Below are 26,590 nucleotides of genomic sequence, written 5' to 3'. Positions count from 1 at the left end.
ACAAAGAAAATGACAGAAGGAAATTTTGTAGACTACGTTAAGATATATGTTTCTTCCGGAAAAGGAGGAAAAGGATCTACGCATTTACATAGAGAGAAATTTATTGAAAAAGGAGGTCCCGACGGAGGAGATGGAGGCCGTGGAGGACATGTGTATTTAGTTGGAAATAAAGGACTCTGGACATTATTTCATTTAAAGTTTGCACGTCACATTAAAGCTGGTCACGGTGGAGATGGAGGTGGCGATCGTAGTACAGGTGCAGATGGAGAAGATAAAATCATTGAAGTGCCATTAGGAACTGTTGTAAAAGACAAAGAAACTGGAGAGACACTTTTTGAAATTACGGAACACGGAGAAAAACAGATTCTTGCAAGAGGAGGAAAGGGAGGTTTAGGAAACTGGCATTTTAGAAGTTCGACAAACCAAACACCTCGTTATGCACAACCAGGTTTGCTTGGAATAGAAATGGATGTTATTCTAGAACTTAAAGTTTTGGCCGATGTTGGTTTAGTTGGTTTCCCAAATGCTGGAAAATCTACATTATTGTCTGTATTAACTTCAGCAAAACCAAAAATTGCAGATTATCCGTTTACGACTTTAAAACCTAATTTAGGAATCGTAGCTTACAGAGATTTTCAATCTTTTGTAATTGCCGATATTCCTGGAATTATTGAAGGTGCTGCCGAAGGAAAAGGTCTTGGTCATTATTTCTTGCGTCATATTGAGCGTAACTCAACGTTATTATTTTTAATTCCAGTTGATACCGCTGATATCAAAGCAGAATATGATATTTTGGTGAATGAATTGACAAAATACAATCCTGAAATGTTAGATAAAGAACGTCTTGTTGTTATCTCAAAATGCGATATGTTGGATGACGAATTGAAAGTAGAGTTGAAAGCAGAATTAGATGTTTCGTTCAACGGAGTTCCTTATATGTTTATTTCATCTGTTGCCCAGCAAGGTTTAACAGATTTGAAAGACAGGCTTTGGAAAATGCTTAACGAGTAAAAGTATTTTACTAAAAATATAAAACCCGACAATATTATTTATTGTCGGGTTTTTACTTTTTGCACGAAAAAACAAAAAGTATTAAGATGGCTAAATCTTTACTTTTAATTATAATCCGAAGTTTTTAGAAATTCCGATGTTTAGAGTTTTTCCAAAATCAAAACCTAAACGTTCTTGTCTTGGGTCATTTTTTCCATCAAGATTGTCATAATTGATTCCTCCAATAGAGAAATTTAAACCAAAACCATTTTTCATATTAATAAATAATCCTGGATCAAAACTTGCATACATTCCTTTTGCATTGTTTAGTGAAGTGTTTTGATATCCTGCACCTAAGTCTACATAAACAGAGAATAGTTCAGAAAGCAGAGTCGAGTAACGTACAAAACCACCAATTTTATATTTTTCTGTTTTGTCCAATCCTGTTGTTTTTACATTCATAATAGAACCTTCAACTCCAGCTGTCCATTGGTCAGCAAACTGATATCCAACTTTTGGAGAAAATTCAAAATTCTCCAATTTAGAATCGCCAATTTTCTCAGAAGTGAATCCAACATTTCCACCCAATAGGATAGAGTTTTTTTGTGCACTTGCCATAGTTGTAAATAATATAACTACAGCTACTAATAATTTTTTCATTTTAATTTAATTTTTGTTTGGGTGGCAAATGTAGTAGAAAACAATTTGTAAGAAAAGATTTAATTTATAATTTTAATTTTGAAAGTTTATTTTTATAAAAAATGATTTTAATTAAAGTTTAAAATCATTTTATCTAATCTTTTTATTATTTTTTGTGAAGTAACTTTTAAAATTTAAAGGTTATTCTTGTTTTGCTAAAATTGTGAATTTCGCAAAATCACCTTTTTGTTTTGTTTGTTATGTTTAGTTTATGATTGTTTAGCTTATTTTTTTTGCGAAAATGAGTTATATTCGCATCACTTAAACAAAATAACATGAAAAAAGTAATTTTATTCTTGACCATGTGCCTTATGGCTTTCCCAATGAGAGCCGATGAAGGAATGTGGTTTTTGATGTTTATCGAAAGATTGAACCATAGAGATATGGAAAAAATGGGCTTGCAATTGACAGCCGAAGAAATTTACAGTATCAACAATCATAGCTTAAAAGATGCGATTGTACAATTCAATGGAGGATGTACAGCTGAAATCGTTTCAAACAGCGGATTGGTATTGACTAATCACCACTGTGGATATAGCGCGATTGCAGAACTTTCAACTGCAGAACAAAATCATTTGAAAAATGGTTTTTGGGCAAAAAATCGTTCAGAAGAACTAAAGCCTAAATCTTTATACGTTCGTTTCTTTGTTCGTATGGATGATGTTTCAAAAAGAATCTTGTCTAAAGTAAATGATACAATGACAGAAACAGAAAGAAACAAAATCATTCAGCAAGAAATCGCTTTAATTGAAAAAGAAAATAGTGAAAACGGAAAATATACTGTTTCTGTTCGTCCTTTCTTTCAAGGAAATGAATATTACTATTTTGTTTACCAAGATTACACAGACGTTCGTTTAGTTGGAACTCCGCCTGAAAGTGTTGGTAAATTTGGTGGAGATACAGACAACTGGGAGTGGCCTCGTCAAACTGGAGATTTCTCTATGTTTAGAGTATATGCAGATAAAAATGGAAATCCAGCAGCATATTCTAAAGACAATGTGCCATTACAGCCAAAACACCATTTGCCAGTAAGTTTAAAAGGTGTAAAAGAAAATGATTTTGCGATGATCTTAGGTTATCCTGGTAGAACAAACCGTTGGATGCCAGCTGGTGGAATTGAGCAAAACATTAAATATGCTTATCCTGCTTGGGTTGAAGGTGCAAAAACCGGAATGGATGTAATGAAAAAGTATATGGATAAAGATGCAACTGTTCGTTTACAGTATGCTTCTAAATATGCTTCAACTGCAAACTACTGGAAAAACCGTCAAGGTATGATCGATGCTTTAACAAAGGCTGGAACTGTAGATACAAAAGCAGAACAAGAGGATAAATTCTACGAGTGGGCAAGTAAACCTGCAAACAAAGAGAAATATGAAAATGTAATTCCGACTATCAACGATTATTACAGAGAAACAAACTTAAAAGCACGTCACGATAATTATTTAATGCAACTTTTACGTACTTCTAGTTATGCAACTGGACCTGCTAATTTAGGAAATGCATTAATTGCTTACTATAAAGAAAATGATGCTAAGAAAGCAGAAATGCTTCCTAAAATTAATGCAATGGTTGAAAGCATCTATGGTGAGTTTAACGCTCCGTTAGAAAAAGATATTTTAGCTGCTCAATTGAATTTATACGCTTCAAAAGGTGCTGAATATGGAATTGCTTCAGAAATTGCAAAAATGAAAACAGCTAATAATGGTGACTTTACTGCAGATGTAGCAAAAGCAACTGAGATTAGTTATTTTACTAATAAAGAAAAAGTATTAGCATTTTTAGCTGATCCAAAGCCATTAGCAATTGTACACGATCCGTTGTATATTATTTCTAATGATTTATTGACAAAATACCGTTCTAAAACAGATGATCAAGCAAAAGCGGATGATGGTTTTGCAACTGCTTACCGTAAATTGGTAGAAGGTTTAAGAGAATCTAAATTGAACGCAATTAAATATCCAGATGCAAACTCTACGTTGAGGTTAACTTACGGAAAAGTTCGTGCTTTACCTGCCGATCCACGTAACGATGCTAAAATTAATAACTATACTACAATGGAAAGTATGGTTAAAAAATACAAAGCAGGAGATCAGGAATTTGACTTGCCAGCTCGTTTATTAGAGTTGAACAATAAAAAAGATTTCGGACAGTATGCTGATAAAGCGGGATACATGCCAGTAAACTTTTTAACTGATAACGATATTACTGGAGGAAACTCTGGTTCACCAGTTCTTAACGGAAAAGGAGAATTAATTGGAATTGCTTTTGACGGAAACATCGAAGCAATGGCTGGAGACGTTATTTTTGATCCTAAATTACAAAGAACTATCAATGTTGATATTCGTTATGTACTTTGGATTATTGACAAATACGCTGGTGCTAAAAACATTATTGACGAATTGACGATTGCTAAATAATCTTTAGTTCTGATTATAAATATCAAACCCGACAAGTTTTAAAAGCTTGTCGGGTTTTTTGTTGTCTTCTAATTAATTTATCTTTAAAACCAAATGAATGGAATCTATAATTCCTTATTTTTGAAGAATAATTATTGAGTTTAATAAGTTATTTGCCATTTCGATTAACCGATTAAACAGTTTAACGATTAAACATTTTAAATGAAAACACATTTTATCGCCATTGGCGGAAGCGCAATGCACAATCTGGCATTAGCATTACATAATAAAGGATACCAAGTTACAGGAAGTGACGATGCTATTTTTGAACCTTCAAAATCAAGATTAGAGAAAAAAGGAATTCTTCCTGCAGAAATGGGCTGGTTTCCAGAAAAAATCACTTCAGATATTGATGCTATTATTTTAGGAATGCACGCAAAAGCGGATAATCCTGAATTATTAAAAGCGCAAGAATTAGGATTAAAAATCTACTCTTATCCTGAATTCTTATACGAGCAATCTAAAAATAAAACGCGTGTCGTAATTGGTGGTTCTCATGGTAAAACTACAATTACTTCGATGATTCTTCATGTAATGCATTATCATAATATTGCTGTTGATTATATGGTTGGCGCGCAATTAGAAGGTTTTGACACAATGGTGCATTTAACAGAAGAAAATGATTTTATGGTTTTGGAAGGAGATGAATATTTGTCTTCACCAATTGACAGACGTCCGAAATTTCATTTATATCAGCCAAACATTGCTTTGATTTCTGGAATTGCTTGGGATCATATTAATGTTTTTCCAACGTATGAAAACTACGTTGAACAGTTTGAGATTTTCATCGAAAAAATTACAAATGGTGGAATTTTAGTTTACAACGAAAATGATCCAGAGGTAAAACGTGTTTCTGAGGCAGCAACAAATCCGATTAGAAAAATCGCGTATTCAACTCCAGAATATGCTGTGAGTGATGGAGTGACTTTGTTAAAAACACCAGAAGGCGATATGCCGATTGAAGTTTTTGGTGCGCATAATTTAAATAACTTGGCAGGAGCAAAATGGATTTGCCAAAACATGGGTGTTGATGAAGCGGATTTCTACGAAGCAATTGCAAGCTTTAAAGGCGCTTCTAAGCGTTTAGAAAAAATTGCCGAAGGAAAAGGAAAAGTAGCTTATAAAGATTTTGCGCATTCGCCAAGTAAAGTGGCTGCGACAACAAAAGCGGTAAAAGAGCAATATCCAAATAGAACTTTAGTAGCTTGTTTAGAATTGCATACTTATAGCAGTTTAAATGCTGAATTCTTGAAAGAATATGAAGGCGCTCTAGAATATGCAGATGTTGCGGTTGTTTTTTATTCGCCAGATGCTGTAAAAATTAAGCAACTGGAAGAAGTAACTTATGAGCAAATAGCGACTGCATTCAATAGAAAAGATTTAATTATTTATACCAATCCAGCTGAATTTAAAGAATACTTATTCAACTTAAATTTAGATAATTCTGCACTTCTATTAATGAGTTCAGGAAATTATGGAGGTTTGAATTTTGATGAAGTAAAAGGATTGATTAATTAGAAAATTAGTCAATTTGGAAATTAGATAATGTGTCAATTGCTATATGATTGGCACATTTTTTTTTGAATTATATAATTGACAAATTTTCTAATTAGAAATTTCTTCGTATTTATAATGTCCTACAATTTTATATTTAAATAAGCAATCTTCCAAAACTTGTCCGCCTCCTACATTATGGACTATCAAATTGCGTTTTCCGTCAGCTGATTTTTTATTAGTTACAATACCAATGTGCGGAAGTTTGTTGTTAATTGTCCAGGTGACAAGTTCTCCAGTTTTATAGTCTTTAGCATTTTGTGTAACAGGCAATTTAGCGCCTTTTCTCTCAAAAAAGACTTCAAGATTAGGAACTCTTCTGTGATCTATATTGGTATCGGTTTTTGTCATTCCCCATTTTTTTAGATTTGGATAAAGCGAAAAATTTTCAATCATATCTTCATGGACTTCTTTTTGTAAATCGATATTTAGAATTCGATACGATCTTACTATTACATCGGTACAAACTCCTTTGTTTTTTGGAATATCACCATTTGGATAATCAATTTTAAAATAAGAAGGATCATAATCTATTGATGTATCAATTATTGAAATTGCGGCTTGTGATAGCCTTTCGGAAAAAGTTTTGGGTTCGGTATAATTTGCAACGGCGATGCTTTTAGTTTCTTTTTGCCGACAGGAGAGAAAAGATAATAAAATAAGGAAGGAAAGGAAAGGTTTCATTTTCAGGTGATTTAATTTTTAAAGATAAGAAATTTTAAAAACGGCTGATATTTTTTGAAAGATTTTTCTTCTTTTTAATATCTTCGCCTTTCAAAATTAATATTATGGAAGGTGGGCATTTTGCTATAAAAAATTGGTCAGATGATGACAAACCTCGCGAAAAACTAATGCTCAAAGGAAAAGATGCTTTAAGTGACGCCGAATTATTAGCTATTCTAATTGGTTCTGGAAGTCGCAATGAATCTGCGGTTGCTTTAAGTAAGCGTATTTTAGCGGCTACCAAAAATCTAACTGCCTTAGGTAAAATGACTATTTCTCAGTTGATGAAATTTAAAGGCATAGGTGAAGCAAAAGCTGTTTCAATTGTATCGGCTTTAGAATTGGGTAGGAGACAAAGAATAGAAGATGTTTTAAAATTAAAAAAAATAACTTCGAGTAAAGCTGTTTTTGATATTATGCAGCCCATTATTGGAGAACTTCCGCATGAAGAATTTTGGGTACTTTTTCTTAATAATTCAAATAAAGTGATTTATAAATCGCAATTAAGTAAAGGAGGTATTGCTGGGACAGTTGTAGATATACGATTGGTTTTTAAATTAGCGCTAGAAAATGGCGCTACAGCCTTGATTTTGTGTCATAATCATCCTTCAGGTGGTTTGGATCCGAGTAATGCCGACAAACAAATTACCAAGAAAATTAAAACTGCTGGAGAAATATTAGATGTTAAAGTTTTAGATCATGTGATTATAACTGAATCAAAATATTATAGTTTTGTAGATGAAGGAATTTTTTAATACATGAACACCAATATTACTGACATCTTTTTTGATTTAGATCATACGCTTTGGGATTTTGATAAAAATTCAGAAATGGCTTTTGATCGAATTTTCAAAACTAAGCATCAAGAAATCGTTACTCAAGATTTTATTAAAGAATATATTCCGATCAATCAAGAATGTTGGAGATTGTATCAGAATGATAAAATTACACATCAGGAGCTTCGTTATAATCGTTTGAAGTTTTCATTTGATGCTTTGAATTATGTAATTTCAGAAGAGAATATTTTGGAAATTGCCAATGACTATATCGAGTTTCTTACCGACAACAATTATCTTTTTGATGGGGCAATTGAAGTTTTGGAATATTTAAAGCCTAAGTACAAACTTCATATTATAACAAACGGATTTGCTAAGGTTCAGGAAAAGAAAATTAATAATGCTTCGCTTGGAGGATATTTCAGTACCATTACAAATTCGGAATTAGCTGGAGTTAAAAAGCCAAATAGTATTATATTTGACTATGCATTAAAATTAGCCAATACATCTAAAGAAAGCAGTATCATGATCGGAGATGATTTTGAGGCTGATGTAAATGGTGCTTTAAATGCTGGTATAGATGCTATTTTCTTTAATGAAAAGCGAGTAGACGTTTCCGAAAATTATAAACAAATTAACCATTTATTAGAACTAAAAAAATATTTATAATGATGAGAATTAAAATTTTACTTACTGCAATTTTATGTTCAGTTGTTGGATTTGCACAGTCTATTAATGATTACAAAGCTGTAATTATTCCTCTGAAATATGAGTTTATGAAGACTGATAATCAATATCGTTTGGCAACTTTAAGCAAGCAAAATTTGACTAAAGGTGGTTTCGAAGCTTTTTATTCAAATGAACAACTTCCTGAGGGATATACAGACCGTTGCCACGTTTTATATATGGATGTAGTAAGAGATAATGCTTTCTTGGTAACTAAACTTATTATACAATTTAAGGATTGTTTTGGACAAGTAGTTTTTACTTCAGAAGCAGGAAAAAGTAGAGAGAAAGAATATGAAGTGGCTTATAAAGAAGCGTTAGACAATGCCTTTAAGTCAGTTTATGCTTTGCATTATAAATATAGTGGAAATCCAGTTGCAAATTCAAAAACATCTGCTCCTGTAAAAGCTGCTGTGGCAACAACTGTGGTTGCAACTCCAGTTGCTACTGCATCTTCGCCAGATTTGAAAGATCCAAATTTATTATATGCGCAACCAACAGAATCTGGCTATCAATTGATTGATAAAACACCAAAGGTAGTTATGAAGCTTCTTAAAACTTCTCAGCCAAATGTTTATATTGCTATAAAAGATAACGTTCAGGGTTCTTTAATTTTAAAAGAAGATGGACAATGGTACTTTGAATCTTATCAGAATGATAAATTAGTTTCAGAAAAAATTGTAGTTAAATTCTAAATACAAATACGGCTTAATAACCGTATTTATCTTTCCAACGGTTCTTTAAAAATTCGCGGGTACTGTTCTCTCTAGAATTGTTTCCAGGATTATAAAGAACCGTTTCTTTTATAGCATCTGGAAGGAATTCTTGTTCAGCAAAATTATTGGCATAATCGTGCGAATACTTGTATTCATCTCCGTATCCTAATTCTTTCATTAGTTTCGTAGGAGCATTTCGCAAATGAATTGGAACAGGCAAATCGCCAGTTTGTTTTACAAGCTGTTGCGCATTGCCAATTGCCATATAAGAAGCGTTGCTTTTTGGTGAAGTGGCCAAATAAATTGCACATTGACTTAAAATGATACGGCTTTCTGGATATCCAATTGTTGTAACAGCTTGAAAAGTATTATTGGCCATTATAAGAGCAGTTGGGTTAGCATTGCCAATATCTTCACTTGCCAAAATAAGCATTCTTCGGGCAATAAATTTCACCTCTTCCCCGCCTTCAATCATTCGTGCCAACCAATAAACGGCTCCGTTAGGGTCGCTACCGCGAATAGATTTAATAAACGCAGAAACAATGTCGTAGTGCTGTTCGCCAGTTTTGTCATAAAGAACGGTGTTTTGCTGTACAAGTTCAAAAACACGATCGTTGGTAATGGTAATTTCATCGCCAGATGAAGCATTAACGACTAGTTCAAATACATTTAAGAGTTTTCTTCCATCACCGCCAGAAATACGCAATAAAGCTTCTGTTTCTTTTAGATTTATTTTTTTTGTCAGCAAATAGGAATCGGTTCTCATTGCACGCTGTAAAAGAGCTTCTAAATCGGCTTTTGTAAATGCATTTAGTATGTAAACCTGGCAACGTGACAATAATGCAGGAATCACTTCAAAACTTGGATTTTCGGTTGTCGCACCGACCAAAGTAATCCAGCCTTTTTCTACAGCGGCTAAAAGCGAATCTTGCTGTGATTTGCTAAATCTATGAATCTCATCGATAAAAAGAATAGGGTTTTTAGCAGTAAAAAGTCCGCCACTTTGTTTTGCTTTTTCTATAACATCTCGAATATCTTTTACGCCAGAATTTATAGCGCTCAAAATATAAAAAGGTCTTTTGGATTCCTGAGCAATAATTTGAGCCAATGTTGTTTTTCCTGTACCAGGAGGTCCCCAGAAAATTAATGAAGGAATAATTCCTTTTGAAATTTGCTGTGTTAATGAACCAGTTGGTCCAACCAAATGGTGTTGGCTTATATAATCTTCTAATTTTTGCGGACGAATACGCTCTGCTAAAGGTGCTTCCATAAATACAAAATTACTATTTTAAGATTTAAATTTCATTCATTCAAAAGTTAAAACAGTTCGCAGAGAGAATGATTGTTCTGATTTGAGACAATTTTGTATTTTGATATGACAAAATATCAGTAAAATATTTTTGGATAGTTTTTTGAGTCCTGTTAATTGTTATTTTCTAAAAATATGAACGACAGTAATTTTAGGTTTTCAAATTCGGTTATTGGACTTCCGATGTTTTTTGTCCTCTTTTTATGGATAGTATATTGGCTTCAGATCCGTTTTGATTTTGATTTTTATCGATACGGAATTTATCCTCGAGACTTGATTGGTTTGCGTGGTGTTTTGTTCAGTCCATTTATTCATGAAAATTTAGATCATTTGTATAACAATAGTATTCCGCTTATAATACTATTGGCGGCGATGCAGTTTTTTTATCCAAAACAAACATTAGGTGTTATAGGCTACGGGATTCTATTTTCGGGATTAATCACTTGGGTTGTCGGAAGAGAAAATTTTCATATCGGCGCCAGCGGATTAATTTATGTTTTAGTTAGTTTTATTTTCTTTAAGGGCATTCAAACTAAATATTATAGATTGGTGGCATTATCTTTAACTGTGATTTTGCTTTATGGCGGAATGATATGGTATGTTTTCCCAGATGTTGATCAATCTATTTCTTGGGAAGGGCATTTGGCAGGACTTATTACAGGTTTTGTTTTGACATTGTTTTACAAAGCGCCCGAATATGCAAAACCAATTGTTTACGATTGGCAACGTCCAGATTTTGATCCGAGTAGTGATTCTTTTATGAAGCATTTTGATGAAAACGGAAATTTCGTTACTTTTTCCCATGCGGAGGAAGAGGATCAGATAGAGTATTTTTCGTCTAGTCATCCAGTAAATTATATTGTAGTTAAAAAAGCAGATCAAGAAGAAACCGATGAATAATTTTCTTTGAAATAAAAAAAGTAAATTTGTTAGAGTAACAATTTAATCTTGAGCATTATGAAAATGAAGTTTCTACTTTTGTTTTTTAGTCTTGTTTTTACTGGGAAAGGAATTGCTCAATGTGAAATAAAAAATAGGGTACAGGCAGATGGTAGTATGATTTATTATTTTGAGCCAGCAGTTTTTTATACTACGAAATCAAAATCGTTGAAAATTAATATTGTTACAGATAAAGAGAATTATTTTGTTGCACTGCAGCCCACACCGTTTCCAGAAAAGAAAGTTGGAAAAAAGATCAAAGATGATTTAATAATTCATTTGGCGGATAATAAAACATATAATTTAGCGCATTACGATACACAATATCGGCGTAACGATTCTATAATGCAAGTTCTCTATTTGATAGACAATAAGGATCTTGAAGCGTTTTCTAATTACGAAGCTATTAGTGCTGAAATCAATATGCAAGGAACTGAATTTGTTAGGAGCTATAACTTTAAGCTTCACAAAGACGCTATTGTCGAACAGCTTAAATGTTTTTTAAAGAAAGAAGAAAATTAATTATTCTTCATCCTTCATTTCAGGATGCTTTTTGGCTTCGATTTTCTTCTTAAGGTTCCTAATAAGATTATTGAATGTTAGAGTAAGCGAGGCTGCGTTGGTTGTTTGATTTCCGCTGTTCCGGGGAAGATATTCATTGCAATAGGTTAGTTCAACCTGAATATCATCCGAAAATAAATATCCAGCTCCAATATTTAAACGATTCCGATCAAAGAAACTTTCACCAGTAACTTTTGCTCCAGATTTGAAATAAAGCTCGTCTGATGCAATTGCATATACAACACCGCTTCTTAATATTTTACTATTGATTGGTTGTATATATTTAATTTGCTGTCTATATCGAAAAACATTTTCATAATCATCATCTTCATTTCTCATATGACGGAATTCAGCACGCATTCTTGTGCTTAAAGTATATCCGGTTTTATGAAAGTAATAAATACCTTGAAGAGCAAATCGTGTTTCTGGAGATTCGAACTGACCAATTTCGGGAACATCTCTATTGTTGAAATAGGCGATGAAAGCAGAAAACTTCCATCTTGGAGAAAAGTAATAATGTCCCCAGCCTCTAATAGATCTTTGTATTGTGTTCTCAAATAAGTTTGATGAAGATTCTGTTCCACTGTAGGCTGATGCAAAATCTATTTCTGTGGCCCATTTTTTGCTTAAAGTTTGGTTGAACTGAATTTCATTCCAAAATTGATTGTACGTAGTATTTTGTCCGTAGCTGTTTGTAATTAGTAAAATTACAAACAGGCAGCGGAATATTGTAACTTTTGATTTTGAATTAGATTTTGAAAGCATTAATTAAAGGTATTTAATTATTTCATTCGCATCTTAATCTCTCAATGTGTTTTTAGGTTCTTTGGCGAACAGCTTCGTATAGAAAAGCGCCACAGGCTACAGATACGTTTAATGATCCAATTGTACCGAACATTGGCAATTTGGCTTTTTCGTCAACTATTTTTAAAACAGAAGGGTTTATTCCTCGATCTTCAGATCCCATAATAATAGCCAATGGTTCTGTTAGTGATATGTCGTATATGTTTTGATCTGTTTTTTCAGTTGCAGCAACTGTTTTTACTCCAGAACCTTGCAAGTAAAAGATCGCATCTTTTATATGTTCAACTTTGCAAATAGGCACATTGAATACTGCTCCAGCAGAAGTCTTAACTGTATCTCCATTAACGGGAGCCGACCCTGCTTTTTGTATAATAATTCCGTTTACACCAGTACATTCAGCTGTTCTAATAATAGCACCAAAATTTCTAGCGTCTGAAACCTGATCTAATATTAGAAAAAGAGGTTTTTGGCCTGACTCAATCGTAGACTCAACTAAATGTTCTAAATCAATAAAACCAATAGGAGAGATGGTTGCTACTGCACCTTGGTGATTATTTGGAGTAAGGCGGTTTAGTTTTTCTACAGGTACATAAGAGAAGTTAACGTTTGCACGTTTCATTACCTTCATTAAATCCTTCATAAGCTCACCAGAAATGTCTTTCTGTATAAAAACTTTGTCTACTTCTTTTCCTGCTTGAATTGCCTCTATGATGGCTCTAATGCCAAATATTTGATGTTCTTTTTCCATTGGACAAATATAGGTAATATGTTTATATAAAAAAACCGCCCTGTATTAACAGAGCGGTTTGATATAATTGTTTTTAGAATAAATTAGAATTTATCCCAGAAAACGTGAACTTTAAGTTTGTTTCCTCCAATTGCAGTAGAAGCAGCAGCCCAATTTGCATTGTTTACTGTTTGCTCGTTGATTGGATAAGTGTAACGTTTTGGAATTTCTCCTTCAGCAGCAGCAACAGCGTTAGCAGGTGCAACTAAAGCAGGGAAATCTAATCTTCTGTAAGAGTTCCAAGACTCGAATGGTCTGTTGAAGAAAGCAATCCAAGCTTGTTTACCGATTTTTTCTTTGTAAGTTGTTCCTGAAGCAGTAGCATAAGCTACTTCTGGTTTAGCTAAGTAAGCAGCAGCTTCACTTGCAATTCCCCAGTTTTCAAAAGAAGCAGTAATCGCTCTGTTATAGTAGTACTCAGCAGTATTTCCAACAGCATATCCTCTTGCAGCAGCTTCAGCTAAGTAGAAGTTAGATTCAGTAGCCTCAGCTAATAAACCTGGGAAATCAGCAGCTTTTAACTTATCTCCAATAGCAGAGAAATTTTGGTAAACGTTAGTTGGACCATTAAGACCTCCTTTGTAAGATCCGTCAGGCATTGCATTGAAATAAATAGCTCTTCTTGGATCTTCCAAAGCGTTCATTTCATTAACAATAGTTTCAGAAGCAACGAAGTCATTACGGTTACTAGCTACTAAGTTAGCAAAGATAGGATTGTACATTGGAGCAGCTCCTGGATAGTCAAAAGTTGCATTTTCTGTATTGTTTAAGATAACTCCAGCGTTGTAAGCGCTTTCAACTGTACTTTTAGAAAGTGCAGCATCAGCATCAGCTAAATTCAAACCAATTTTTAATTTCAAAGTGTTAGCAAAAAGTTTCCATTTTGCTACATCACCTCCATAGATAAAGTCAGCAGAACCAAAAGAATCAGCACTAGTATCTAATTGAGCAATAGCCGCATCTAATCTAGTGATTAATTTAGGATAAATAGCTGCATCATCTTCGTATTTAGGTAAAATTACTTCTTTTACTTTTAATGCGTCAGTATAAGGAACATCTCCATAAGTATCCACTAAAACTTGGAAAGTGTAAACTTGAAGGATTTCAATTAAAGCAATTTTATTTTTTTGCACAGTTGGATCACCAGCTTCAGTTAAAATTACTTCTTTTGAAGTTTGTAAGTTTCCTAATGTACTTCTATATAATGCATTCCAGTGTCCGTCTCCAATTCTTCTTGTAGTAATATTGAATCTAGCTTCTGTATTGTATTGAGTTGCAGCCCAATATTGAGATGCATATCTTAGGATACTTAAGTTAACACTTGGAGTTACTAGTTGATCTGTCAACTCTTTTTCAGCATTTGTGAAAAGCGTCTCAGAAGGCACATCGTAAGATTTGTCCTGGTCATTGTTGTATGTAGGATCATCACTTACACAGCTTGTCATAAATAATGACAATGCTGTTATTGAGAGGATTAATTTTTTCATCTTAGAAAGTCGCTTTAATATTAAATGAGTATACTTTTGTTGTTGGCATTACACCTGATTGAAAACCTTGAATGTTTCCAGATGATTGTCCAGCTTCTGGGTCAGCATACGGTAAATTTTTGTGAATAATCCAAAGATTATTTCCTAATAAACTAAATGAGATTGATTTAGCCATTGTTTTGTCTAAGAATTTAGACGGTACATTGTATGTGAAACCAACTTCTCTTAATTTTACGTAAGATGCATCGTAGATGAATTTTTTGTTTGGCTCAACTTCAACACCAAAACCAGCTCCTACCATGTTTGCAGGGATTCTAGATTGGTTTGGAGTACCATCTTCGTAAACTCCATCAAGGATAATACCTCCACCATTAGCGATAGAGTTTCTTAATGGGTTTCCTAAGTCGTTAAGACCAGCAGTTTCTGGGTAAAGACCTGTGTATTGTCCGTAAGCTTGATCTAGAGAATAAACACTTCCTCCTTTTTTCATATCGATTAAGAAGTTCAAAGAGAAATCTTTGTAGTTAAATCTGTTAGAAAGACCTCCGATCCAATCAGCTTGGATGTTTCCAATTACTTTATCAGTAGCAAGTAGGTAGTAACCATCTTCGTCAACTGTTTTGTTTCCGTTTGCATCATATACATAATCTGTTCCTCTCATTGTACCGTATGGTTGACCAACAGTAGCATTTAAAGAAACTCCATTTTGCCATGAAGCTAATTGTAAGTTATCTCTTCCTGCGTTCAAAGAAACAACTTTGTTTCTGTTCCTAGACCAGTTTACACCAACTTGCCATTCGAAATCTTTAGTTTTAACTGGCGAACCAAATAAAGATACCTCGATACCATTGTTTTGTAATTCTCCAGCATTAACTTGTGAAGATGCAAATCCTGTAGACGTAGATTGTGGTACGTTGAAAATTTGGTCTGTAGTGTTAGATTGGTACACAGATACGTCAAAACTTAATCTATTTTTGAACATAGCTGATTCAACACCAAACTCCCAGCTTTTTAATTTTTCTGATCTCAAATCTTTAAAGTTAACAAAAGTAGAGTTGTTAGCAAACATTAAGTTTCCGCCAATTAATCCATTGTTAATTTTCCATCCAAGTCTGCCAGCAACTGGGTCATTACCTACAACCGCATAGTTAGCTCTAAGTTTTAAGTTGTTTAACCAATCTTGTTTGATTAATTCAGATACAATGAAACTTGTTCCAAGTGACCAGTAATCATATTTATTGTTGTTTTGTGGTAAAGCAGTAGATTGATCTCTTCTGTATGAACCTTCAACGAATATAATTCTGTTGTAATCGATAGAACCTTGAGTATAAAGACCCAATTTGTTATAATTGATTTCTTGCTCTAATGGAGCAACAAATGACATTGAATTTGCTAAAGTAAACAATCCAGGAGCTACTAAACCTCCAGTTGTTGATCCGTCGAATGAATCTGTATGAGATTTGATGAAAGTTGATCCACCTAAAAGTTTTGCTGAAATTTTTTCAGAAATTTTTAAATCGTAAGTAGCAATGAAATCGTAAGTTGTCTGTAAGAAACTTCTTGTGTATAGCTCGTATCCTGAAGTTTCATCAAGAGCTTGTAAACCAAACTCTTCAGCGTGGCTTCCTTTTTCTTTTCTTAATTCTTGTCTGTCGTTAGAAGTATCAACAGTAACACGTCCTAAAACATTAAAGTTTTTTGTTATATCGTAAGAGATATTAGCACCTGCAAGAACTCTCGTTCTGTCATCAGAAGAGTAGTTTTTGTAACGGTCAAAGTATGGGTTGTTCCAATAAGCTGGAGAGAAATTTCCATTTAATGGATCATTCATATTCCAAGTAACGTTTTGTCCGTTTACGTCGTATGCTTGTTTTAAGTCTCTAATATCAACGTTAGTTTGCCACCATTGTCTGAAACCAGTTAAGATGTTATCTCCATAACCTGTACTATTTCTACCTACAGTAGATTGGTCAGAGAATGTAAAGAATGCAGACGTTTTAATTTTGTCTGATAAGTTTCTTGTGAAACTACCATTAAGAATGTTTCTGTTTAATCTACTGTTTGGTAAAATTCCAGATTCATTGTTGTTAGTGTAGCTAAAGTTATAAGAACCTTTTTCGTCTCCACCACTTAATCCAATATTGTTAACTGTGCTGAAAGATTTTTGGAAGAATTTTCCAGGGTCATTAGCAGCAGCAACCCATGGAGTAGCTTTACCATAATTAGCGTTACCTGGAGCAAAAGCAGTCCATTGGAACACGTTCAAACTTGGGTCGAAAGCATTACCGAAAGATGAATCGGCTGTCATATCAACAACTTGATCAGGAATACCATCTCCGTTAGCATCTGCTGTGTAGAAACTATCGTTTGGTCCTGAATAACCATTAGCTCCGTAACCTTTTTGGTACTTAATGAAAGTGTCTTTGTCATAAGAACCCATAGAAGTTGTAGAACTGAAACTTACTCCTAAAGCGCTGTTTTTCTTACCTTTTTTAGTAGTAATCATAATCGCACCATTCGCAGCCTGGCTACCATATAATGCAGTCGCAGCAGCACCTTTAAGTACTGTAATAGATTCAATGTTGTTTGGGTCAATATCAGAAGCAGAGTTACCAAAGTCAAAACCTTGTCTTCCGCTTTTTGCTGATGCTGAGTTTAAGTTATCATTGCTAATAGCAACACCATCAACAACCATTAATGCTTGGTTGTTTCCAGTTAAACTTTTTGATCCACGTAGTACGATGTTAGTAGATCCACCAAAGTTAGAGTTAGTTTTAACCTCTAAACCTGCAACTTTACCAGATAAGTTGTTTAGGAAGTTGTTTGTTGGTGTTGAGTTAACTGTTTTTTCATCAAGTTTTTGTGATGAGTAACCTAAAGATTTTTTCTCTCTTTTGATACCTAAAGCTGTTGTTACTACAACTGCTTCAAGTTCTTGTGCGTCACCTGATAATTTAACATTAACTACAGATGAGCTTGCAGCTACTTCTTGGGTTTTCATTCCAATGTAGCTAAATACCAAAACTTGGCTTGAAGATGCTTTAATAGAATATTTTCCATCAAAATCAGTTTGTGTTCCAGTTTTGCTTCCTTTCACTAATACACTTACCCCCGGTAAAGGCATACCTGTATTATCGGAAACTGTTCCTGAAACAGCTCTTTCTTGCGCAAATGTCAATTGCGCAACTAGTACTAATAAAAGCACTAAGAATCCATTGAACTTTAGTTTCATTTTTAAATATTTTGAATTAGTATCGCAAAACTCTTAATAATTTGTTAACTTTCCTAATAAAAAAAATATTTTTTTTGGTAAACCCTAAAATTTAACATTATAACATATGTTTACGATAGTGTTATATAATTGTATTTCCTGTTGATTTTGCTGTCCATTCGTGAGAATAATTCGTAAAATTCCGTTTTTTGTTTCTATTCCTACACCTATGCCGATTCCTATTAAATTCTTAATTTTTTTAGGATTTGAAATATTGGTTAAGTCTTGATATATAGCATAATCGGCTATAGAATGGATGTAAGCGCTTTTTGAAAACATATATCTGTATTCTGTAAGAAATGCAGAATAAAAATTTGCCTGTAGACTGTTTTCTGAAAATCCTCTGATCGAATTCATGCCTCCAAATCGAAATAATTCATTGGTAATATAATTTTTGCTGTCTAAATAGCAACTTTGAGAATTTATGTTAATGAAATTCTTGTTATTAAGTTCGAAATTGTACGCGGCATTTACATTTATATAAAATTGTTTGCTAGGATCTGCTGTTTCAAGATCATTATTTGTTTCTCTTTTTCCAAGGCCTAGTATCGAACTTAAAAATGCTTTTCCAGGCATGAGGCTGTTATTGGAGTCCGTTTTTTTGTATTCGTATGTTGAAGTGAAGTAGGAATTGTTGAAATCACTAATAGTAGAATTATTGATGTTTTGAATATCGCTTGATTCGGTAGATTGGTAGCCAAGGTAGATCTTGGAGTTGTAGTTTAAATAGTAGCCAAGATTGATATCTGTTTTAGTGTTCTGAAATGTGCTGTCTTGCTTGAAGATGTTTAATTGCGCTTTTATTCCGAGAGGTAATTGAAATAGATAGGGGATTTCAAGTTTCGTGTTGAAGGTCTTTTGTTGGTTTCCGTCGCTTTTCCAATAAAGAGAAAATTTTTCGCCAGCTCGTAATATGTTTGTTAGTGAAATGTCTAAATAGCCATTTAGAATTAGCTTTTTGTTTTCATCATTTGAGAAGCCAATATATCCATCAAAGTTATTGGCTTTTCTTTTGTCAAGATAAGTGTAGATTTTGGTCGAATCTGAAGTGAATAAGATTTCGGGATATTTGGGCTGTGAAACAAATTCAAAACTATTAATATCGTCATGAAGTTTTTTGACAGTTTCTTGATTAAAAGTTTTGTTTAGGTATTTTTTGTTTAATTGCTTAAGTGCTCCTTTTGGGAAATAGTCTTTCAAAGAAGAATTCGCGTAATTTACAATAATGGAATTTAAGGTTCTTTTTTTTTCGGAATCAAAATTTAAGTCGGCGTAAATTATCGAATTCTTTTTTTTGATGTTTTCAAGTTTGATTTTAGAAAATGCAAATCCTGCCTTTTCGTTGTCTGATATTTCTTGATTTAAGAAGTTTTCAAGTTCGGTATAGGGTATAATTATGGTGTCTTTAGCTGTTTTTTTTGAGTTATAAAAAAAGCTATTTATACCTATATATATATGTATCTCTTTTATTCTAGTTTGCAAGTCTATTAAAACGGTGTAAGTGCTATCATTTACCTTTTTGTTTTCTAATGTTTTAGCGCTTATATAGCCTTGTTTTGCGAGTCTGTTTGTTAGTATTGAAATCTCGTTGTTTAGTGATTTTATATTTGGATGTTTTTTTGTGTAGATTATTGAGTCAATAGTTTGACTTTGTTTTTTGTTTATTCCATTTATATTAAGGTAGAAAGATTGCGCAAAACAATTTGATGATAGGAGCAAAATGAGTATGTAATATAATTGTTTCAAAAGCAATTGTTTTGTTAGTTAAATGTAAAGCAAATATCTAATGTTTCTTTGTGAAATCATAGATATAAATAATGTTGTTGAAAATTAATGATTTAACGTTTGTATAGTGAAAATTATTTTATACATTTGCAACCCCGTAAAAAGCGGGAATTTAATAAACATAATAATTTTTAGTATTAATTATGCCAACAATTCAACAATTAGTAAGAACAGGAAGAACTCAGATCACTAAGAAGAGTAAATCGGTTGCTTTAGATTCTTGTCCTCAAAGAAGAGGGGTTTGTACGCGTGTTTACACTACTACACCAAAAAAACCAAACTCTGCAATGCGTAAAGTTGCGCGTGTACGTTTGACAAATGGTAATGAGGTGAATGCTTACATCCCAGGAGAAGGACATAATCTACAAGAGCACTCGATAGTATTAGTGCGAGGTGGAAGGGTAAAAGATTTACCAGGTGTTAGATATCATATCGTTCGTGGAGCTCTTGATACGTCAGGTGTTGCAGGAAGAACGCAAAGAAGATCTAAGTACGGTGCTAAACGCCCAAAAGAAGCAAAAAAGTAATTTAAAAACTTTTAAGAAAAAGACATGAGAAAAAGAGCGGCAAAGAAAAGACCACTTTTACCGGATCCAAGGTTTAATGACCAATTAGTAACACGTTTTGTGAATAACTTAATGTGGGATGGTAAGAAATCTACAGCTTTTAAAGTATTTTATGATGCTATTGATATCATCGAATCTAAAAAGCAAAATGATGAGAAAACTTCATTAGAGATCTGGAAAGATGCTTTAACAAACGTTATGCCTCACGTAGAAGTACGTAGCCGTAGAGTTGGTGGAGCTACATTCCAAATCCCAATGCAAATTCGTCCAGACAGAAAAATTTCTATGGCAATGAAGTGGTTAATACTTTATTCAAGAAGAAGAAATGAAAAATCTATGGCACAACGTTTAGCTTCAGAGTGTTTAGCTGCTGCTAAAGAAGAAGGTGCTGCAGTTAAGAAAAGAATGGATACTCACAAAATGGCAGAGGCTAACAAAGCATTCTCTCATTTTAGATTTTAATTCGTAAAGAAATGGCTAGAGATTTAAAATATACAAGAAATATCGGAATCGCTGCTCACATTGATGCTGGTAAAACAACAACAACTGAGCGTATTCTTTTTTATACTGGAAAGTCACACAAAATTGGTGAGGTGCACGATGGTGCTGCAACAATGGACTGGATGGCTCAAGAGCAAGAAAGAGGTATTACAATTACTTCTGCTGCTACAACTTGTACTTGGAATTTTCCAACTGTACAAGGTAAAGTTATTCCAGAATCATTACCATACCACTTTAATATTATTGATACTCCTGGACACGTTGACTTTACTGTAGAGGTAAACCGTTCTTTACGTGTGCTTGATGGTTTGGTTTTCTTATTTAGTGCAGTTGATGGTGTTGAGCCTCAATCAGAAACTAACTGGAGACTTGCTGATCAATATAGAGTTCCTCGTATGGGATTCGTAAATAAAATGGACCGTCAAGGTGCTAACTTTTTAGCTGTATGCGGACAGGTTAAAGATATGTTGAAATCGAATGCGGTTGCAATTACTTTGCCTATTGGTGATGAAGCAGATTTTAAAGGTATTGTTGACTTAGTTAAAAATCAAGCTATCGTATGGCATGATGAAACTCAAGGAGCTACTTTTGATATCGTTGATATCCCGGCTGATATGGTTGATGAAGTAAGACAATATCGTTCTATTCTTATCGAAGAGATTGCAACTTATGATGAAAATCTTTTGGATAAATACATGGAAGATGAAAACTCTATTACAGAGGAAGAAATCAACAATGCATTAAGAGCGGCTACTATTGATATGGCAATCATTCCTATGCTTGCTGGTTCTTCTTTCAAAAATAAAGGAGTTCAGTTCATGTTAGATGCTGTTTGTAAATATTTGCCATCTCCATTAGATAAAGAAGGTATTGAAGGAATTCATCCTGACGACGCTGATTTATTAGAGGAAGATCAAACGAAAATTTTACGTAAGCCAGATGTTAAAGAGCCATTCGCTGCTTTAGCATTTAAAATTGCTACTGATCCATTCGTTGGACGTTTAGCTTTCTTCCGTGCATATTCTGGACGTTTAGATGCTGGTTCTTATGTTTTAAATACTCGTTCTGGTAATAAAGAAAGAATTTCTCGTATTTACCAAATGCACGCTAATAAACAAAATCCAATCGAATTTATTGAGGCTGGAGATATTGGTGCTGCTGTTGGATTTAAAGATATTAAAACAGGAGATACTCTTTGTGATGAAAAGAATCCAATTGTATTGGAGTCTATGAAATTCCCTGATCCAGTAATTGGTATTGCTATTGAGCCAAAAACAAAAGCTGACGTTGATAAAATGGGTATGGCTTTAGCTAAATTAGCTGAAGAGGATCCAACATTTACAGTTAGAACTGATGAGGCTTCTGGTCAAACTATTATTTCAGGTATGGGTGAGCTTCACTTAGATATCTTAGTAGATCGTATGAAACGTGAATTTAAAGTTGAAGTAAACCAAGGTGAGCCTCAAGTTGAGTACAAAGAAGCGTTTACAAGATCTGCAACACATAGAGAGACTTACAAGAAACAATCTGGAGGTCGTGGTAAATTCGGTGATATCGTATTTACAATCGAGCCTGCTGATGAAGTTGATGGTAAAGTTCCAGTTGGATTACAATTTATCAATGCTGTAAAAGGTGGTAACGTTCCTAAAGAATATATCCCTGCTGTTGAAAAAGGATTTAGAGAAGCTATGAAAACTGGTCCATTAGCAGGTTATGCTGTGGATAGTTTAAAAGTTACTTTAACTGATGGATCTTTCCACCCTGTGGATTCTGATGCATTATCTTTTGAATTAGCTGCAAGAATGGGTTATAAAGAATCTGGACGTGCTGCTGGAGCTGTTATTCTTGAGCCAATCATGAAAATCGAAGTTATTACTCCAGAAGAAAACATGGGTGATATCGTGGGTGACTTGAACCGTCGTAGAGGTCAGGTTAATGATATGGGTGATAGAAATGGTGCTAAAACGATTAAAGCTGATGTGCCTTTATCAGAAATGTTTGGTTATGTAACTACATTGAGAACATTGTCTTCTGGTAGAGCAACTTCAACAATGGAGTTTTCTCACTATGCAGAAACACCTTCTAATATTTCAGAAGAGGTAATCAAAAAAGCAAAAGGTAACGCTTAATTTTAAGAAAATGAGTCAAAAAATCAGAATAAAACTAAAATCTTACGATCACATGTTGGTAGATAAATCTGCTGAAAAGATCGTAAAAACAGTAAAAACTACTGGAGCGGTTGTAACAGGTCCAATTCCGTTGCCAACTCACAAAAAACTTTTCACTGTATTGCGTTCTCCGCACGTTAACAAAAAAGCGAGAGAGCAATTTGAAGTAATGTCATACAAGAGATTGATTGATATTTATTCATCTTCATCTAAAACTATTGATGCTTTAATGAAACTTGAATTACCAAGTGGAGTTGAAGTAGAGATTAAAGTATAATTTTTTTTATATTTTTTTTATATAAAAAGCGAGGCATTTTTTGTCTCGCTTTTTTTGTTTTAAAAAGTTGTTTTTAGGTTGTGGAATTTATTTATTTTTTATTTATAAAAATTTTTACTTTTTTGTAAAAGCCTTTGTTTTAAAGGGGTGCGAGTTTTTTTGTTGCGATTTTATTAATTAATTGTTATGATTGGGTTGCTTGAAGATTGAAAAAAATAGACTCAAATTTTGTTATAATTAAGGTCGGTTTTGGTGTTGTTTTGGAGCTTGGATTTTGATTATGAGCGATTTAATTTTTGCAACTGTTTGGTATATTCGTTTTTAATGTCTACTTTTGCACTCCCTGTTTGGAAATTTCTGTTATTTTCAAATTGAAGGGAATTTTAGTAATTAATAATTAATATTTATGTCTGGGTTAATTGGTAAGAAAATCGGCATGACTAGTATCTTTGATGAAAACGGGAAAAATATTCCTTGTACAGTAATCGAAGCTGGCCCATGCGTTGTTACCCAAGTCAGAACCAAAGAGGTTGACGGGTATGAAGCGTTGCAACTTGGTTTCGATGACAAAAACGAGAAACATTCTACTAAAGCTGCTTTAGGGCACTTTAAAAAAGCTGGAACTGTTGCTAAGAAAAAAGTCGTTGAATTTCAGGATTTTGCAACTGAACAAAAATTAGGGGATCTTGTAGATGTTACTATTTTTGCAGAAGGAGAATTTGTGGATGTACAAGGTGTGTCTAAAGGTAAAGGTTTCCAAGGTGTTGTTAAACGTCACGGTTTTGGTGGTGTTGGACAAGCTACTCATGGTCAGCACAACCGTTTAAGAGCGCCAGGTTCTGTAGGAGCTTCTTCTTATCCATCTAGAGTATTCAAAGGAATGCGTATGGCTGGAAGAATGGGAGGAGAAAATGTAAAAATTCAAAACCTTAGAGTTTTAAAAGTAGTTGCTGATAAGAATCTACTTGTTGTTAAAGGATGCGTTCCTGGGCACAAAAACTCTTATGTAATCATTCAGAAGTAATGGAAGTAAAAGTATTAGATTTCAACGGAAAAGATACTGGTAGAAAAGTTCAACTTTCTGATTCAGTATTCGCAATTGAGCCAAACAATCACGCAGTATATCTTGATGTTAAGCAATATCTTGCTAATCAAAGACAAGGTACTCATAAAGCTAAAGAAAGAGCTGAAGTAACTGGAAGTACGCGTAAGATTAAAAAACAAAAAGGAACTGGTACTGCACGTGCAGGAAGTGTTAAGAATCCATTGTTTAAAGGTGGTGGAACAGTTTTCGGACCAAGACCGAGAAGTTATTCATTCAAATTGAATAAAGGCTTGAAGAGATTAGCTAGAAAATCAGCTTTCTCAATCAAAGCAAAAGAGTCAAATATCGTAGTTTTAGAAGACTTTAATTTTGAAGCACCAAACACTAAAAATTTCATTAACGTTTTGAAAGCTTTAGGGTTAGAGAATAAAAAAACTTTATTTGTGTTGGGTGAGTCAAATAAAAATGTATATTTGTCGTCACGTAATTTAAAGGCTTCAAACGTCGTAACTAGCTCAGAATTAAGCACTTACGCAATATTAAACGCTAGTAATTTAGTGCTTTTGGAAGGTTCTTTAGAGTTAATTGAAGAAAATTTAAGTAAATAATAGGAATATGAGCATTATTATTAGACCTATAGTAACGGAAAAAGTAACCAAAGAAAGTGAAGTTCTAAACCGCTTCGGATTCGTTGTTAACAAAAAAGCAAACAAAGTTGAGATTAAGAAAGCTGTTGAAGCTGCTTATGGAGTAACTATCGTTTCTGTTAACACAATGAATGTGAGACCAGATAGATCTACTAAATACACTAAAAGTGGTTTAATCAGTGGAAAGACAAATGCTTATAAAAAAGCAATTGTACAAGTACAAGAAGGAGAAACAATTGATTTTTACAACAATATCTAAGATAGAAAAATGTCAGTAAGAAAATTAAAACCTATTACCCCGGGTCAGCGATTTAGAGTTGTGAATGGTTATGACGCTATTACAACTGATAAGCCGGAACGCTCATTGATAGCGCCGATAAAAAACTCAGGAGGTAGAAATAGTCAAGGAAAGATGACCATGCGTTATACGGGTGGTGGTCACAAGCAGAGATATCGTATTATTGATTTTAAAAGAACTAAAGATGGAATTCCAGCTACAGTGAAATCAATTGAATATGATCCAAATCGTACTGCATTTATCGCTTTATTAGCTTACGCTGATGGAGAGAAAACTTATATTATCGCACAAAATGGATTGAAAGTTGGTCAGAAATTAGTTTCTGGACCAGAGTCTCAACCAGAAATCGGTAATACATTACCTTTAAGCAGAATTCCTCTTGGAACTGTTATATCTTGTATTGAGTTACGTCCAGGACAAGGAGCGGTTATCGCTCGTTCAGCTGGAACTTTTGCTCAGTTAATGGCAAGAGACGGGAAATATGCAACAATTAAAATGCCTTCTGGTGAGACAAGATTAATCTTGTTAACTTGTTCGGCTACAATTGGAGCTGTTTCTAACTCTGACCACCAATTAGTTGTATCTGGAAAAGCAGGTAGAACAAGATGGTTAGGAAGAAGACCTAGAACTAGACCAGTAGCGATGAACCCAGTTGATCACCCTATGGGAGGTGGTGAAGGACGTTCTTCTGGAGGGCACCCACGTTCAAGAAACGGATTGCCAGCTAAAGGTTACAGAACTCGTTCTAAGAAAAACCCGAGTAACAAGTATATCGTAGAACGTAGAAAGAAATAATAAGATATGGCACGTTCATTAAAAAAAGGACCTTTCGTTCATTATAAATTAGACAAGAAAGTTCAGGAAAACGTAGAAAGTGGTAAAAATGCAGTTGTTAAGACTTGGTCTAGAGCTTCAATGATTACTCCAGATTTCGTTGGACAAACTATCGCAGTTCATAACGGTCGTCAATTTGTACCAGTTTACGTAACAGAAAACATGGTAGGTCACAAATTAGGAGAGTTTTCGCCAACTAGATCTTTTAGAGGTCATGCTGGAGCAAAAAATAAAGGTAAAAAATAAAAGAAGCAATGGGAGTTCGTAAAAGAGAAACAGCAGATGCGAGAAAAGAGGCTAATAAGTCTATCGCTTTCGCAAAATTGAATAACTGCCCTACTTCACCTAGAAAAATGCGCTTAGTAGCGGACTTGGTAAGAGGTCAGAAGGTAGAAAGAGCACTTAACATTTTAAAATTCAGTTCTAAAGAAGCTTCAAGAAAATTAGAAAAACTATTATTATCTGCAATCAATAACTGGGAGCAAAAAAATAGTGAAGGTAATTTAGAAGAGGCTGGATTATTTGTTAAAGAGATCAGAGTAGATGGTGGAATGATGTTAAAAAGACTTCGTCCAGCTCCACAAGGTCGTGCACACAGAATAAGAAAACGTTCTAATCACGTAACAATCGTGCTTGGAGCTATCAATAACACACAAAGCAATTCTTAA

At 33.9% G+C, this 26,590-nt stretch carries 26 protein-coding genes; 18 read left to right on the top strand and 8 right to left on the bottom strand.

What is annotated here, in order from left to right; all coding sequences use genetic code 11:
* The first annotated feature begins 9 nt into the window (after nt 1-9).
* Nucleotides 10-1,011, top strand: a complete 1,002-nt coding sequence (gene obgE, locus BSF41_RS21385) for a GTPase ObgE (RefSeq protein WP_095931516.1) — start codon at nt 10-12, stop codon at nt 1,009-1,011.
* Between the two features lie 108 nt (nt 1,012-1,119).
* Here obgE and BSF41_RS21380 read toward each other — a convergent pair whose 3' ends face one another.
* Nucleotides 1,120-1,650: an outer membrane beta-barrel protein gene (locus BSF41_RS21380; RefSeq protein WP_095931515.1), complete on the bottom strand. Its 531-nt coding sequence runs from the start codon at nt 1,648-1,650 to the stop codon at nt 1,120-1,122.
* A gap of 314 nt (nt 1,651-1,964) precedes the next feature.
* On the opposite strand from BSF41_RS21380, the gene BSF41_RS21375 reads away from it, so the two are divergent.
* Complete coding sequence (locus BSF41_RS21375; protein WP_095931514.1) at nt 1,965-4,109, top strand: S46 family peptidase; 2,145 nt, start codon at nt 1,965-1,967, stop codon at nt 4,107-4,109.
* A gap of 201 nt (nt 4,110-4,310) precedes the next feature.
* Complete coding sequence (gene murC, locus BSF41_RS21370; protein ID WP_095931513.1) at nt 4,311-5,666, top strand: UDP-N-acetylmuramate--L-alanine ligase; 1,356 nt, start codon at nt 4,311-4,313, stop codon at nt 5,664-5,666.
* Nucleotides 5,667-5,753: 87 nt separating this feature from the next.
* On the opposite strand, the gene BSF41_RS21365 is transcribed toward murC, so the two are convergent.
* Nucleotides 5,754-6,386, bottom strand: coding sequence for a DUF1287 domain-containing protein (locus BSF41_RS21365; RefSeq protein WP_095931512.1), 633 nt, complete (start codon nt 6,384-6,386; stop codon nt 5,754-5,756).
* A gap of 104 nt (nt 6,387-6,490) precedes the next feature.
* Here BSF41_RS21365 and radC point away from each other — a divergent pair, with 104 nt between their 5' ends.
* From radC to BSF41_RS21350, 3 genes are read left to right on the top strand one after another with little or no spacing between them, the layout of a single operon-like run.
* The gene (radC, locus tag BSF41_RS21360; protein WP_095931511.1) at nt 6,491-7,180 is read left to right on the top strand and encodes a DNA repair protein RadC; all 690 of its coding nucleotides are present in this window, start codon (nt 6,491-6,493) and stop codon (nt 7,178-7,180) included.
* A 3-nt stretch (nt 7,181-7,183) separates the two neighbouring features.
* Complete coding sequence (locus BSF41_RS21355) at nt 7,184-7,870, top strand: YjjG family noncanonical pyrimidine nucleotidase (RefSeq protein WP_095931510.1); 687 nt, start codon at nt 7,184-7,186, stop codon at nt 7,868-7,870.
* 2 nt (nt 7,871-7,872) lie between these two features.
* On the top strand, nt 7,873-8,622 hold the full coding sequence (locus tag BSF41_RS21350) for a hypothetical protein (RefSeq protein WP_172426953.1): 750 nt from the start codon (nt 7,873-7,875) through the stop codon (nt 8,620-8,622).
* 13 nt (nt 8,623-8,635) lie between these two features.
* On the opposite strand, the gene BSF41_RS21345 is transcribed toward BSF41_RS21350, so the two are convergent.
* Nucleotides 8,636-9,913 carry a replication-associated recombination protein A gene (locus tag BSF41_RS21345; RefSeq protein ID WP_095931508.1) on the bottom strand — a complete coding sequence of 426 codons (1,278 nt, stop codon included), beginning with the start codon at nt 9,911-9,913 and terminating at the stop codon, nt 8,636-8,638.
* Between the two features lie 174 nt (nt 9,914-10,087).
* On the opposite strand from BSF41_RS21345, the gene BSF41_RS21340 reads away from it, so the two are divergent.
* Both BSF41_RS21340 and BSF41_RS21335 read left to right on the top strand, forming a co-directional pair.
* Nucleotides 10,088-10,852 (top strand): rhomboid family intramembrane serine protease, encoded by a 765-nt coding sequence (locus tag BSF41_RS21340; RefSeq protein ID WP_095931507.1) that lies wholly within the window; start codon nt 10,088-10,090, stop codon nt 10,850-10,852.
* 57 nt (nt 10,853-10,909) lie between these two features.
* Entirely contained in the window at nt 10,910-11,413 is a 504-nt protein-coding gene (locus BSF41_RS21335) for a hypothetical protein (protein ID WP_253251870.1), read from the top strand.
* Here BSF41_RS21335 and BSF41_RS21330 read toward each other — a convergent pair whose 3' ends face one another.
* The 5 genes from BSF41_RS21330 to BSF41_RS21310 all read right to left on the bottom strand — a co-directional run bounded on the left by BSF41_RS21330 (nt 11,414) and on the right by BSF41_RS21310 (nt 19,283).
* The gene (locus tag BSF41_RS21330; RefSeq protein WP_095931506.1) at nt 11,414-12,217 is read right to left on the bottom strand and encodes a DUF2490 domain-containing protein; all 804 of its coding nucleotides are present in this window, start codon (nt 12,215-12,217) and stop codon (nt 11,414-11,416) included. It abuts the gene before it with no gap.
* Between the two features lie 52 nt (nt 12,218-12,269).
* Nucleotides 12,270-13,004, bottom strand: a complete 735-nt coding sequence (gene rlmB, locus BSF41_RS21325; protein ID WP_095931505.1) for a 23S rRNA (guanosine(2251)-2'-O)-methyltransferase RlmB — start codon at nt 13,002-13,004, stop codon at nt 12,270-12,272.
* Nucleotides 13,005-13,087: 83 nt separating this feature from the next.
* Nucleotides 13,088-14,530 (bottom strand): SusD/RagB family nutrient-binding outer membrane lipoprotein, encoded by a 1,443-nt coding sequence (locus BSF41_RS21320; RefSeq protein WP_095931504.1) that lies wholly within the window; start codon nt 14,528-14,530, stop codon nt 13,088-13,090.
* Between the two features lies 1 nt (nt 14,531).
* A complete protein-coding gene (locus BSF41_RS21315; protein ID WP_095931503.1) occupies nt 14,532-17,762 on the bottom strand; it encodes a SusC/RagA family TonB-linked outer membrane protein in 3,231 nt (1,076 codons plus the stop codon).
* Nucleotides 17,763-17,846: 84 nt separating this feature from the next.
* On the bottom strand, nt 17,847-19,283 hold the full coding sequence (locus tag BSF41_RS21310) for a hypothetical protein (RefSeq protein ID WP_371611639.1): 1,437 nt from the start codon (nt 19,281-19,283) through the stop codon (nt 17,847-17,849).
* A gap of 446 nt (nt 19,284-19,729) precedes the next feature.
* On the opposite strand from BSF41_RS21310, the gene rpsL reads away from it, so the two are divergent.
* The 10 genes from rpsL (at nt 19,730) to rplV (ending at nt 26,590) form a co-directional block, all read left to right on the top strand.
* Entirely contained in the window at nt 19,730-20,113 is a 384-nt protein-coding gene (gene rpsL, locus BSF41_RS21305) for a 30S ribosomal protein S12 (protein WP_007136570.1), read from the top strand.
* Between the two features lie 24 nt (nt 20,114-20,137).
* Nucleotides 20,138-20,614 (top strand): 30S ribosomal protein S7, encoded by a 477-nt coding sequence (gene rpsG / locus BSF41_RS21300; protein WP_017495022.1) that lies wholly within the window; start codon nt 20,138-20,140, stop codon nt 20,612-20,614.
* 11 nt (nt 20,615-20,625) lie between these two features.
* Entirely contained in the window at nt 20,626-22,782 is a 2,157-nt protein-coding gene (gene fusA / locus BSF41_RS21295) for an elongation factor G (protein WP_095931501.1), read from the top strand.
* A gap of 10 nt (nt 22,783-22,792) precedes the next feature.
* Nucleotides 22,793-23,098 carry a 30S ribosomal protein S10 gene (gene rpsJ / locus BSF41_RS21290; RefSeq protein WP_007803605.1) on the top strand — a complete coding sequence of 102 codons (306 nt, stop codon included), beginning with the start codon at nt 22,793-22,795 and terminating at the stop codon, nt 23,096-23,098.
* 406 nt (nt 23,099-23,504) lie between these two features.
* A complete protein-coding gene (gene rplC / locus BSF41_RS21285; RefSeq protein ID WP_095931500.1) occupies nt 23,505-24,122 on the top strand; it encodes a 50S ribosomal protein L3 in 618 nt (205 codons plus the stop codon).
* Nucleotides 24,122-24,751, top strand: a complete 630-nt coding sequence (gene rplD, locus BSF41_RS21280; protein WP_095931499.1) for a 50S ribosomal protein L4 — start codon at nt 24,122-24,124, stop codon at nt 24,749-24,751. The genes rplC and rplD overlap by 1 nt, the downstream gene beginning before the upstream one ends.
* A 7-nt stretch (nt 24,752-24,758) precedes the next feature.
* Complete coding sequence (gene rplW / locus BSF41_RS21275; protein WP_008464286.1) at nt 24,759-25,049, top strand: 50S ribosomal protein L23; 291 nt, start codon at nt 24,759-24,761, stop codon at nt 25,047-25,049.
* A 9-nt stretch (nt 25,050-25,058) separates the two neighbouring features.
* Nucleotides 25,059-25,883, top strand: a complete 825-nt coding sequence (rplB, locus tag BSF41_RS21270; RefSeq protein ID WP_008464287.1) for a 50S ribosomal protein L2 — start codon at nt 25,059-25,061, stop codon at nt 25,881-25,883.
* Between the two features lie 6 nt (nt 25,884-25,889).
* Nucleotides 25,890-26,168 carry a 30S ribosomal protein S19 gene (gene rpsS, locus BSF41_RS21265; RefSeq protein ID WP_008464288.1) on the top strand — a complete coding sequence of 93 codons (279 nt, stop codon included), beginning with the start codon at nt 25,890-25,892 and terminating at the stop codon, nt 26,166-26,168.
* Between the two features lie 8 nt (nt 26,169-26,176).
* Entirely contained in the window at nt 26,177-26,590 is a 414-nt protein-coding gene (rplV, locus tag BSF41_RS21260; RefSeq protein ID WP_095931498.1) for a 50S ribosomal protein L22, read from the top strand.

Source organism: Flavobacterium sp. ACN2, assembly GCF_002303885.1.
Taxonomy (GTDB): domain Bacteria; phylum Bacteroidota; class Bacteroidia; order Flavobacteriales; family Flavobacteriaceae; genus Flavobacterium.
The sequence above is the reverse complement of the archived record's forward strand: the minus strand, read 5'-3'. Positions and strand labels throughout refer to the sequence as shown.

Coding starts and splice junctions, on each gene's coding strand:
- BSF41_RS21375 (WP_095931514.1), top strand. CDS start 1,965: ATGAAAAAAGTAATTTTATTCTTGACCATGTGCCTTATGGCTTTCCCA.
- rplV (WP_095931498.1), top strand. CDS start 26,177: ATGGGAGTTCGTAAAAGAGAAACAGCAGATGCGAGAAAAGAGGCTAAT.
- BSF41_RS21320 (WP_095931504.1), bottom strand. CDS start 14,530: ATGAAAAAATTAATCCTCTCAATAACAGCATTGTCATTATTTATGACA.
- murC (WP_095931513.1), top strand. CDS start 4,311: ATGAAAACACATTTTATCGCCATTGGCGGAAGCGCAATGCACAATCTG.
- rplC (WP_095931500.1), top strand. CDS start 23,505: ATGTCTGGGTTAATTGGTAAGAAAATCGGCATGACTAGTATCTTTGAT.
- BSF41_RS21345 (WP_095931508.1), bottom strand. CDS start 9,913: ATGGAAGCACCTTTAGCAGAGCGTATTCGTCCGCAAAAATTAGAAGAT.
- BSF41_RS21315 (WP_095931503.1), bottom strand. CDS start 17,762: ATGAAACTAAAGTTCAATGGATTCTTAGTGCTTTTATTAGTACTAGTT.
- rpsS (WP_008464288.1), top strand. CDS start 25,890: ATGGCACGTTCATTAAAAAAAGGACCTTTCGTTCATTATAAATTAGAC.
- BSF41_RS21330 (WP_095931506.1), bottom strand. CDS start 12,217: ATGCTTTCAAAATCTAATTCAAAATCAAAAGTTACAATATTCCGCTGC.
- BSF41_RS21365 (WP_095931512.1), bottom strand. CDS start 6,386: ATGAAACCTTTCCTTTCCTTCCTTATTTTATTATCTTTTCTCTCCTGT.
- radC (WP_095931511.1), top strand. CDS start 6,491: ATGGAAGGTGGGCATTTTGCTATAAAAAATTGGTCAGATGATGACAAA.
- obgE (WP_095931516.1), top strand. CDS start 10: ATGACAGAAGGAAATTTTGTAGACTACGTTAAGATATATGTTTCTTCC.
- rplW (WP_008464286.1), top strand. CDS start 24,759: ATGAGCATTATTATTAGACCTATAGTAACGGAAAAAGTAACCAAAGAA.
- BSF41_RS21335 (WP_253251870.1), top strand. CDS start 10,910: ATGAAAATGAAGTTTCTACTTTTGTTTTTTAGTCTTGTTTTTACTGGG.
- rpsG (WP_017495022.1), top strand. CDS start 20,138: ATGAGAAAAAGAGCGGCAAAGAAAAGACCACTTTTACCGGATCCAAGG.
- rplB (WP_008464287.1), top strand. CDS start 25,059: ATGTCAGTAAGAAAATTAAAACCTATTACCCCGGGTCAGCGATTTAGA.
- BSF41_RS21340 (WP_095931507.1), top strand. CDS start 10,088: ATGAACGACAGTAATTTTAGGTTTTCAAATTCGGTTATTGGACTTCCG.
- rlmB (WP_095931505.1), bottom strand. CDS start 13,004: ATGGAAAAAGAACATCAAATATTTGGCATTAGAGCCATCATAGAGGCA.
- BSF41_RS21380 (WP_095931515.1), bottom strand. CDS start 1,650: ATGAAAAAATTATTAGTAGCTGTAGTTATATTATTTACAACTATGGCA.
- rpsJ (WP_007803605.1), top strand. CDS start 22,793: ATGAGTCAAAAAATCAGAATAAAACTAAAATCTTACGATCACATGTTG.
- rpsL (WP_007136570.1), top strand. CDS start 19,730: ATGCCAACAATTCAACAATTAGTAAGAACAGGAAGAACTCAGATCACT.
- fusA (WP_095931501.1), top strand. CDS start 20,626: ATGGCTAGAGATTTAAAATATACAAGAAATATCGGAATCGCTGCTCAC.
- BSF41_RS21355 (WP_095931510.1), top strand. CDS start 7,184: ATGAACACCAATATTACTGACATCTTTTTTGATTTAGATCATACGCTT.
- BSF41_RS21350 (WP_172426953.1), top strand. CDS start 7,873: ATGAGAATTAAAATTTTACTTACTGCAATTTTATGTTCAGTTGTTGGA.
- rplD (WP_095931499.1), top strand. CDS start 24,122: ATGGAAGTAAAAGTATTAGATTTCAACGGAAAAGATACTGGTAGAAAA.